This is a genomic window from Kitasatospora sp. NPDC007106 (assembly GCF_040634455.1).
Lineage (GTDB): Bacteria > Actinomycetota > Actinomycetes > Streptomycetales > Streptomycetaceae > Kitasatospora > Kitasatospora arboriphila.
The window spans coordinates 1-7,432 of the sequence record NZ_JBEYFP010000280.1; the positions used below are offsets into that span (position 1 = coordinate 1).

10 protein-coding genes, 1 tRNA gene and 1 pseudogene are annotated in these 7,432 nt (G+C 72.9%); 6 read left to right on the forward strand and 6 right to left on the reverse strand.

Features of this window, described 5'->3' with window-relative positions; translation table 11 throughout:
- Positions 1-93 (reverse strand): annotated as a pseudogene (locus ABZ641_RS20750) (family 1 glycosylhydrolase); the annotation flags it as partial.
- 20 nt (positions 94-113) lie between these two features.
- Here ABZ641_RS20750 and ABZ641_RS20755 point away from each other — a divergent pair.
- From ABZ641_RS20755 to ABZ641_RS20770, 4 genes are all read left to right on the forward strand, one after another.
- Positions 114-416: a hypothetical protein gene (locus ABZ641_RS20755; RefSeq protein ID WP_359983724.1), complete on the forward strand. Its 303-nt coding sequence runs from the start codon at positions 114-116 to the stop codon at positions 414-416.
- Between the two features lie 226 nt (positions 417-642).
- On the forward strand, positions 643-1,371 hold the full coding sequence (locus ABZ641_RS20760; protein ID WP_359983726.1) for a sugar ABC transporter permease: 729 nt from the start codon (positions 643-645) through the stop codon (positions 1,369-1,371).
- Between the two features lie 2 nt (positions 1,372-1,373).
- Positions 1,374-2,282 (forward strand): carbohydrate ABC transporter permease, encoded by a 909-nt coding sequence (locus ABZ641_RS20765; protein ID WP_359983728.1) that lies wholly within the window; start codon positions 1,374-1,376, stop codon positions 2,280-2,282.
- Positions 2,283-2,413: 131 nt separating this feature from the next.
- A complete protein-coding gene (locus tag ABZ641_RS20770) occupies positions 2,414-3,460 on the forward strand; it encodes a LacI family DNA-binding transcriptional regulator (RefSeq protein WP_359983731.1) in 1,047 nt (348 codons plus the stop codon).
- A gap of 146 nt (positions 3,461-3,606) precedes the next feature.
- Here the strand turns inward: ABZ641_RS20770 and ABZ641_RS20775 are convergent, their stop codons facing one another.
- Positions 3,607-3,981, reverse strand: coding sequence for a DoxX family protein (locus ABZ641_RS20775; RefSeq protein ID WP_359983734.1), 375 nt, complete (start codon positions 3,979-3,981; stop codon positions 3,607-3,609).
- A 143-nt stretch (positions 3,982-4,124) separates the two neighbouring features.
- On the opposite strand from ABZ641_RS20775, the gene ABZ641_RS20780 reads away from it, so the two are divergent.
- Positions 4,125-4,610 (forward strand): MarR family transcriptional regulator, encoded by a 486-nt coding sequence (locus tag ABZ641_RS20780; RefSeq protein WP_344627003.1) that lies wholly within the window; start codon positions 4,125-4,127, stop codon positions 4,608-4,610.
- A 73-nt stretch (positions 4,611-4,683) separates the two neighbouring features.
- On the opposite strand, the gene ABZ641_RS20785 is transcribed toward ABZ641_RS20780, so the two are convergent.
- Positions 4,684-5,577: a DUF1028 domain-containing protein gene (locus ABZ641_RS20785; RefSeq protein ID WP_359983737.1), complete on the reverse strand. Its 894-nt coding sequence runs from the start codon at positions 5,575-5,577 to the stop codon at positions 4,684-4,686.
- A 128-nt stretch (positions 5,578-5,705) separates the two neighbouring features.
- Between ABZ641_RS20785 and ABZ641_RS20790 the strand changes: the two genes are divergently transcribed.
- On the forward strand, positions 5,706-6,266 hold the full coding sequence (locus ABZ641_RS20790) for a MarR family transcriptional regulator (RefSeq protein WP_359983739.1): 561 nt from the start codon (positions 5,706-5,708) through the stop codon (positions 6,264-6,266).
- 22 nt (positions 6,267-6,288) lie between these two features.
- On the opposite strand, the gene ABZ641_RS20795 is transcribed toward ABZ641_RS20790, so the two are convergent.
- From ABZ641_RS20795 to ABZ641_RS20805, 3 genes are all read right to left on the reverse strand, one after another.
- On the reverse strand, positions 6,289-6,963 hold the full coding sequence (locus ABZ641_RS20795; RefSeq protein WP_359983742.1) for an SUMF1/EgtB/PvdO family nonheme iron enzyme: 675 nt from the start codon (positions 6,961-6,963) through the stop codon (positions 6,289-6,291).
- Between the two features lie 91 nt (positions 6,964-7,054).
- Positions 7,055-7,131, reverse strand: a tRNA-Met gene (locus tag ABZ641_RS20800).
- Between the two features lie 72 nt (positions 7,132-7,203).
- The coding region (locus ABZ641_RS20805; RefSeq protein ID WP_359983745.1) for a 3-oxoacyl-[acyl-carrier-protein] synthase III C-terminal domain-containing protein at positions 7,204-7,432 on the reverse strand (229 nt) is incomplete at its 5' end.

Sequence of the window (7,432 nt, forward strand, 5' to 3'; positions counted from 1 at the left end):
GTCGCGGTACCAGGCGTACGAGGCCTTCGGGGTGCGCTTCTGCGTCTCGAAGTCGACGTGGACGAGGCCGAAGCGCTGGTGGTAGCCCTCGGCCCGTCGAACACCCTGCCATCATGGCCAGGGCCTCAGATCGATCCGGGGCGGCCAGCAAGTCGACTTTCCGGCACTCGGGTTGTGCGGCGATCCGCAGCTTCTCCCACTCCGGCACCGACACCGGCCGCCACTTCATCGAGCCTTCCACCGCCTCTGCCGGAACGATGTCGCCCTGCGTGCGGGTCGCGGCGTCTCCACTGCCGGACTTCATGAAACTTTCGCGCATGATTCCGCAAGTTTCTTTGCACAGTGCAGGCCAGTACGAAGACATCGACAAGGCGCCGGCCGAGTTCCTCGATTTTCATCGGCCGCCGAGTCTGTGACCAGCTCTCTACCGGGCATGGGCTGGACGATACTTTCGCTCTTTCGATCGAAAGTATTGACAGCCCCTTGAGCACAGGCCAACCTGGTCGCCGCCGGCAAGTCCCAACAGCCTCGGGCCCGAGACCGATACGCCGATCGGCCTCGTGCACAGCGATGTTGACGACAAGTCGGTGGCACCGTCGAGCGGCGCCGTCCGACCGACCATTCGCGATCAGCGGCGGCACATTGTCCAACTACACCTCGGCCCTCACCGATCCGGAGCTGCTCGCCGGCTCCGGCCGCACCCTGCTGTACGGCGCCCTGCTGGTGCCCGCCATGCTGGGTGCCGCCCTGCTGTTCGCCCTGCTGCTGGACACCCCGCGGCTGCGGCTCGGGGCGTTCTCCCGCCTGGCGATCTTCCTGCCGTACGCGGTGCCGGGCATCGTGGCCTCGCTGCTGTGGGGCTTCCTCTACCTGCCGACCGTCAGCCCCGGCTACTTCCTGCTGGAGAAGGCCGGCATCGGCGGCCCCGACCTGCTGCACGGCAACGGCCTGTTCGTGGCGCTGGCCAACATCGCGGTCTGGGGCGGCACGGGCTTCAACATGATCGTCATCTACACCTCGCTGCGGGCGATCCCCGCGGAGCTGTACGAGGCGGCCCGGCTGGACGGCGCCTCCGAGCTGCAGATCGCGCTGCGGGTGAAGATCCCGATGGTGGCGCCCTCGCTGGTGCTCACCTTCTTCTTCTCGATGATCGCCACCCTGCAGGTGTTCAGCGAGCCGATGACCCTCAAGCCGCTCACCAACTCGATGAGTTCCACCTGGAGTCCGCTGATGAAGGTCTACCGCGACGCCTTCGTGGTGGGTGACATCCACTCCGCCGCCGCCACCTCGACGATCGTCGCCGTGGCGACCCTCGTCCTGTCCTTCGGCTTCCTCACCCTGGTCAGCAAGCGCTCCACGGGGGGCAACTGACGATGAGCACCACACTGACCGAAGGCCGCCGCACCGCCCCCACCGCCGGAACGGCACCGGGCGACCGCGTCGCCGCGCCGCGGCGCCGCCCGGCCTGGGGGCCGACCCTGGTGCTGCTGCTCGGCGCCGTGTACTGCCTGATCCCGATCCTCTGGGTGGTGATGGCGGCGACCAAGAGCAGCGACGAACTGTTCACCACCTTCACCCTCTCCCCCGGCAGCGGGCTGGTCGGCAACCTCACCGACCTGTCGCACTACCGCGACGGCGTCTACTGGCAGTGGATGGCCAACTCCGCCCTCTACGCGGGTGCCGGCGCCCTGCTGTCCGCCGCCGTCTCCGGTGCCACCGGCTACGCGCTCGCCAAGTACCGCTTCCGGTGCCGCGCCACCGTCTTCAACGTCCTGCTGGCGGGCGTGCTGATGCCCCCGATCACCCTCGCCGTGCCGCAGTACCTGCTGATGGCGAAGGCCGGTCTGGCGGACAGCTACTGGTCGGTGCTGCTGCCGAGCATCCTCAGCCCGTACGGCATCTACCTCGCCCGGATCTACGCGGCCGCGGCGATCCCGGACGAGGTGGTCGAGGCGGCCCGGGTCGACGGCGCGCGGGAGTGGCGGCTGTTCCGCAGCGTGGCGCTGCCAATGATGGTGCCGGGCCTGGTCACCGTCTTCCTGTTCCAGTTCGTGGCGATCTGGAACAACTTCCTGCTGCCGTACATCATGCTCGGCGACGACCGGAAGTTCCCGGTCACCGTCGGCCTGTACTCGCTGCTGCAGCAGGGCGCCAACGCGCCCGCGCTGTACACCCTGGTGGTGACCGGTGCGCTGCTGTCGATCCTGCCGCTGATCGCGCTCTTCCTGGGACTCCAGCGGTACTGGCGCATCGATCTGCTCTCGGGGGCCGTAAAGTCCTGACCGTCCACCAGTCGGCCGGTGCGCCGGTCGACCGGTCGGCCGGTCCGCCCGTCCACCTGTCCACCCGTCCGCCCGCGCCGGCTCCGCCCGAGGAGTCCGGCGCCCGGCCCCGCAAGGAAGCGCCCAGCACCATGACGGAACCAGAGTCCCGGGACCGCTCGGCCGGCAAGCCCCGCCGGCCGCCGACCATCCACGACGTCGCCGCGGTCGCGGGGGTCTCGCGCGGCACCGTCTCCCGGGTGCTGCAGGGCGGCCACAACGTCAGCACGGCCTCCCGGGAGGCCGTGCAGGCGGCGATCGACGAGCTCGGGTACGTGGTGAACCGCGCCGCCCGCAGCCTGGTGACGCAGCGTTCCGGTTCCGTGGCCTTCCTGCTGACCGAGCCGCAGGAGCGCTTCTTCGAGGACCCGAACTTCACCACCCTGCTGCGGGGCTGCACCCAGGCGCTGGCCGCGCACGACATCCCGCTGCTGCTGATGACCGCCGGCGACGAGGCGGAGCGCCGCCGGGTCACCCGCTACCTGGCCGCCGGGCACGTCGACGGAGTGCTGCTGGTCTCCTCGCACCGCGGCAACCCGATGATCGAGCACCTGCGGGAGGCCGGGATCCCGATGGTCTGCTGCGGCAAGCCGCTCGGCCAGCGCGGCCGGGTCAGCTACGTCGCCGCGGACGACCGGGAGGGCGCCAAGGACATGGTCCGCCACCTCGCCGAGTCCGGCCGCACCCGGATCGCCACCGTCGCCGGCCCGCAGGACACCCCGGGCGGTGTCGAGCGGCTGCTCGGTTACCGGGAGGTCCTCGACGAGTACGGCCTCGCCCACGACGAGCGGCTGGTGGCGTACGGGGACTACACCCGGGCGGGCGGGGAGGCGGCCGCCGCCGAGCTGCTGGCCGCCGCACCCGACCTGGACGCGCTGTTCGTCGCCTCCGACCTGATGGCCGACGGCGCGCTGACCGCCCTCGACCGGGCCGGCCGGTCGGTGCCGGAGGACGTCGCGGTGGGCGGCTTCGACGACTCCCCCACCGCGCTGACCACCCGCCCTCCGCTCACCACCGTCCGCCAGCCCTGGGACCGGATCAGCAGCGAGATGGTCCGCCTGCTGCTCGCCCAGATCGCCGGCGACACGGCCCCGACGGTGATCCTCCCCACCGAGCTGGTGGTCCGCGACTCGGCGTAGGACGTGTCTGCTGAGGGCGTACGGACACCGCACGGGGGCGCTCGGGGCACCCATGTGGCATCCGTACGCCTTTGACGACACGTCACGCCTTTGACGACACGTCCGGGAACCTGGTGCCCGGGCCGCGGTCGGCGGGCCGTGCCGGATCAGAAGGCCTGGGGGCCGAAGCGTCCCCAGGCCACGGTGGCGGTCAGCACCAGCAGCACCAGGTTGACGGTGATGCCCGGGTACTCCTTGCGGCGTGCGTGGACGACGGCCGCGCCGACCATGGTCAGCGCCAGGCCGAGGGCCGCCCAGGCGGTGAGGACGGGGGCGACGCCGAGGGCGGCGGGCAGGACCAGGCCGAGGCCGCCGAGCACCTCGGCGGCGCCTATCGCCTTGACGGCGCCGGCCGGCCAGTCCCCCGCCCAGGCCATGCCCGCGGCGACGAGCTTCTCCCGCGGCTGGACCGTCTTCATCGCACCGGCGGCGGCGAAGGCGGCGGCGAGCAGGATCGCGATGATCCACAGGGTGGTGTTCACGGTGGGGTTCCTCCCGGAATTGACTTGAACCTTCAACTAGAAGATAGGGAGGCATGACTTGAAGAGTCAAGTGATCGGCTGAGTGGAACCGGAGGTGGCGAGCGGCCCCGGGGCGCCGGCCCGGCCACGCTAGGGTGGTGGCCATGGACGCAGAGGAACCGCGCTGGCTGAGCGAGGAGGAGACGGAGTCCTGGCTCGCCCTGGGCAGCATGCTGATCCGACTGCCCGCCGCCCTGGACGCTCAGCTGCAACGGGACGCGGGCATCAGCCACTTCGAGTACCAGGTGATGGCCGGCCTCTCGATGTCGTCCGAGCGCACCCTGCGGATGAGCGAACTCGCCGTGCTCGCCGACGGTTCGCTCTCCCGCCTCTCGCACGTGGTCAAGCGCCTGGAGCAGCGCGGCTGGGTCCGGCGCACCCCCGACCCCGAGGACGGCCGCTACACGCTGGCGGTCCTCACGCCGGCCGGCTGGGACAAGGTGGTCGCCACCGCCCCCGGACACGTCGCCGAGGTCCGCCGCCTCGTCTTCGACCCCCTCACCCGGGCCCAGCAGCGCCAGCTCCGCGAGATCGGACACCGCGTCACCACCGCGATCGACCCCACCGGCAGCTGCCCCGGCACGGCCTGACGCCGCATCGGCTCCCGCCCCGACGACAACTCGGGGGTCCGGCGGCGACCGGCCGGGAAGGCGACGGCCGGGCTCACTCCAGCAGGTCGTCGGCGGTGGTGCCGGGCGGCAGCGGCAGCAGGCCCTTGGCGGCGAAGCCGCGCAGCACGGTCTCCCAGCCGGGGTGGTCCGCGAGCAGGGCGTGCAGTTCGTCGGTGGCGGCGGCGGCCTCACCGCGGGCCATCAGGGCTCCGGCCCGCAGGAAGCGCAGGCCCTGTTCGCCGGGCAGGGCGGCCAGGGCGGTGTCGATCGTCCGGAGGGCGCCGTCCGGGTCGCCGCCGTACAGCGACTCCACGGCCCGGTCGAACCCCCGGTAGGCGTCGGCGGCGGTGAGCAGCCGCGCGAGGTCGCCGAGCGGGTCGGTGGAGCGGTCCGTCCGCAGGTCGACCAGCCGGCCCTGCCAGGGCTCGCCGCGGGTGCCGGACACCACCAGCAGGGCGGCGGACATCCGGCCGCGGGCGTCGCCGCCGGCGGCCTCGGCGGCGCGCAGCGCGGTGAGCAGGCGGTGCGGGAAGGGTCCGCGGGCGGCGGTGTAGGCCTCGGCCATGGCGGGCCAGACCCGGTCGGTGGCGGCCATGTTGGCCTGGACGGCGCAGCCGTCCTCGATGAGGTGGCCGGCGTGGTCGACGCAGAGCGCGCCGGTGCGGGCGGCGAGGGTGCCGTCGGCGGAGACGACGGCGACCTGCCGCATCTCGGCGGCCGGGTCGGTGGCGACGGCGTCGGCGAGGGTGTCGGGGGCGGACATCCCGGCGGCGAGTCCGTCGAGGCAGCGGGGGCCGTGGGAGGTCTCGGTGAAGCCCTGGGTGGCGACCGCCCCGACGCCGGGCCGGGCCCAGGGGACGAGCGTGCCGACGGCGAGTGCCGCCGACTGGACGGCGACGCCGAGCGCGCCGGTCTCGGGGTCGCGCGCCACGATCGAGTACGTCATTGCGGCCTCCCGCCCCCGGGTTGCGCCCACCGCTCAGATCCTCCGCCTTCCGGCCGGAACCCACCAGTGGGCCTTCCGTCCGCCCCGCTTCCGAATTAGAGTACTGCTTCATGATGAAGGACGTACATATGTCGAGGGAGCTGTCGGCCGATGCCGACGGCCGGTTCTACGATGCGGGGGTCCGGGCCGCGATGGCGGCGTTCGCGGTGGACGGCGACACCCGGGCCCTGGAGGCGGCGGCGGCGCTGCGCTCCGCCACCCAGGCGGTGGACCGCCTGCGGGCACTGGGCGCGGGCGGTCGCGGGTTGAGCACGGGGGCGCTGGACGTCCTCGTCCGGCTGGCCGCGGAGGACGGGGAGGGGCTCTCCGTCGGGGAGCTCGCCCGGTCCGGCGGGGTCAGTTCCCGCAACGTCACCGGCCTGGTCGACACGCTGGAGGGCGACGGGCTGGTGCGGCGGGTCCGGGACACGGCGGACCGGCGGTCGGTCCGGGTGCTCCTGACGGCGGAGGGCCGGGCCTGGCTGGAGGCCTTCCGCGGTCCGACGCAGCGCGCCATGGCCGCCGTCTTCCGGGGCTTCACGCCGGAGGACCTCGCCGTCTTCCGGCACCTGTGCCTGCGCCTGGTCGACAACCAGCGCCGCCTGGAGGAACACCTGGCCGGCACCCCCGCGGGGCCGCCGACCCCCTGACCCGCCGAGGCGACGGGGCAGGTCAGGAGGGGAGGGAACGGGCGAGGCGGAAGCCCACGTCGTCGACGGCGAAGGTGGGGTGGCTGCGGCGGCGGGCGGAGGCGCGGCAGCTCCAGTGCTCGTCGAACCAGCCGCCGCCCCGCAGCACCCGGTAACTGCCGTAGACCTCGGCGTCGTAGACGTCCCAGCACCAGTCCCAGACGTTGCCGAGCATGTCGTGGAAGCCCCAGGCGTTGGGCCGCTTGCCGCCCACCTCGTGCGGGCGCTCCCCCGAATTGCCGCGGTACCAGGCGATCTCGTCGAGCGGCCCGTAGTGCGGTCCGTCGGTGCCGGCGCGGCAGGCGTGCTCCCACTCGGCCTCGGTCGGCAGCCGGTAGCCGTCGGCGGAGGCGTCCCGGTCGACGCCCTCGCCGTCCTCGTGCAGCCGGTAGGCGGGCCGCAGCCCCGCGCGGGCGGAGAGGGCGTTGCAGAACCGGACGGCGTCCCACCAGGAGACGCCCTCGACGGGCAGCCGGTCGCCGCGGGCCGGGCCCGGCCGCTGCCCGGTGACCTCGGCGTAGAGGGCCCGGGTGACGGGCACGTCGGCGAGCTCGTACGGGGCCGGCCGGACGCTCCAACTGCGTTGCGTGCGCCGGTCGGTGAGCACGACCTCACCGGCGGGGACGGCGATCATCGTGTGGTGCGCGCTCAGGTCCATGATCGCCATCCTAGGTCCGGCGACGGCGCCGTGGGCGCTCTCTCCGCTCATGCCGAGGGCCCGGCAGGGGTGCCTGCCGGGCCCTCGGGAATGGTGGCCGGAGTCGGATTCGAACCGACGACCTCTGGGTTATGAGCCCAGCGAGCTACCGAGCTGCTCCATCCGGCGATGGGTGTTCACCGTACCGGCGGGCTCTGGCTGACGGACGATCGTCGTCCGTGCGGTGCGGGCGGCTGCCCGTCAGGGGCAGGTGACGACCTGTCCGGCCCAGGAGAGGCCGCCGCCGAAGGCGAGGAGCAGCACGCGGGCGCCGGAGGGCAGTTCGCCGCGCTCGGTGAGCTTGGAGAGGGCGAGCGGCACGGAGGCGGCCGAGGTGTTGCCGGACTCGACGACGTCCTGGGCGATCAGGACGTGCGACGGCAGGTCGAGCTGGCGGACGAGGGCCTCGATGATCCGCAGGTTGGCCTGG

What these genes read in the sequence shown, in the direction of transcription:
- ABZ641_RS20795 (WP_359983742.1), bottom strand. Translation starts at nt 6,963, where the DNA reads ATGGACCTGAGCGCGCACCACACGATGATCGCCGTCCCCGCCGGTGAG.
- ABZ641_RS20780 (WP_344627003.1), top strand. Translation starts at nt 4,125, where the DNA reads ATGGACGCAGAGGAACCGCGCTGGCTGAGCGAGGAGGAGACGGAGTCC.
- ABZ641_RS20790 (WP_359983739.1), top strand. Translation starts at nt 5,706, where the DNA reads ATGTCGAGGGAGCTGTCGGCCGATGCCGACGGCCGGTTCTACGATGCG.
- ABZ641_RS20765 (WP_359983728.1), top strand. Translation starts at nt 1,374, where the DNA reads ATGAGCACCACACTGACCGAAGGCCGCCGCACCGCCCCCACCGCCGGA.
- ABZ641_RS20755 (WP_359983724.1), top strand. Translation starts at nt 114, where the DNA reads ATGGCCAGGGCCTCAGATCGATCCGGGGCGGCCAGCAAGTCGACTTTC.
- ABZ641_RS20785 (WP_359983737.1), bottom strand. Translation starts at nt 5,577, where the DNA reads ATGACGTACTCGATCGTGGCGCGCGACCCCGAGACCGGCGCGCTCGGC.
- ABZ641_RS20770 (WP_359983731.1), top strand. Translation starts at nt 2,414, where the DNA reads ATGACGGAACCAGAGTCCCGGGACCGCTCGGCCGGCAAGCCCCGCCGG.